The organism is Promicromonospora kroppenstedtii DSM 19349, assembly GCF_000515355.1.
Lineage (GTDB): Bacteria > Actinomycetota > Actinomycetes > Actinomycetales > Cellulomonadaceae > Promicromonospora > Promicromonospora kroppenstedtii.
Genome location: NZ_KI911707.1, coordinates 28,098 through 28,692 on the forward strand (window position 1 = coordinate 28,098; position 595 = coordinate 28,692).

Genomic DNA, 595 nt, shown 5'->3' on the forward strand with positions numbered 1-595 from the left:
CGCGCCGCTCGCCGGCACGCCCGCCGTCGGCCGGGGCACCCCCGGCACGTCCCAGCGCAGCACCTCGCCCTGCCCGAGCTCGACCGATCCCCGGGAACCGAACAGCGAGATCGTCGCGGGGAACCCGGGCGGCGTCGCCGTCGTCGTGGTCACGACGCCGAGGGCTCCCGAGGCGAACCGGAGCGTCGCGACCGTCGTGTCCTCGGCCTCGATCGCGTGTGCGAGCGTGCCGGACTGCGCCGTCACCGACTCGACCGGGCCGCAGAGCCAGCGCAGCAGGTCCACGTTGTGCACCCCCTGGTTCATGAGCGACCCACCGCCCTGGTCCGCGGCGGAGCGCCAGCCCGCCGCGCGGTAGTAGTCGTCGTCCCGGTGCCAGTGCACCGTGGTCATGGCGAGCCGCAGCTCGCCCAGCGCGCCGTCGTCGAGCGCCTGCTTGAGCGCGATGTGCTCGGACTCCAGCCGGCGCTGGGCGATCATCGAGACGGACCGCCCGCGCTCGTGCGCGGCACGGGCGACCCGGAGCGCGTCGCCGACGTCGAGCGCGAGCGGCTTCTCGACGACGACGTGCCGGCCGGCCTCCAGCGCCGCCAGC

General features: G+C 75.8%; 1 protein-coding gene. It reads right to left on the minus strand.

Annotated features, from left to right (window positions below):
* Positions 1-595: Gfo/Idh/MocA family protein (locus PROKR_RS18980; RefSeq protein WP_036965793.1), on the minus strand; the 595-nt coding region annotated here is incomplete at both ends.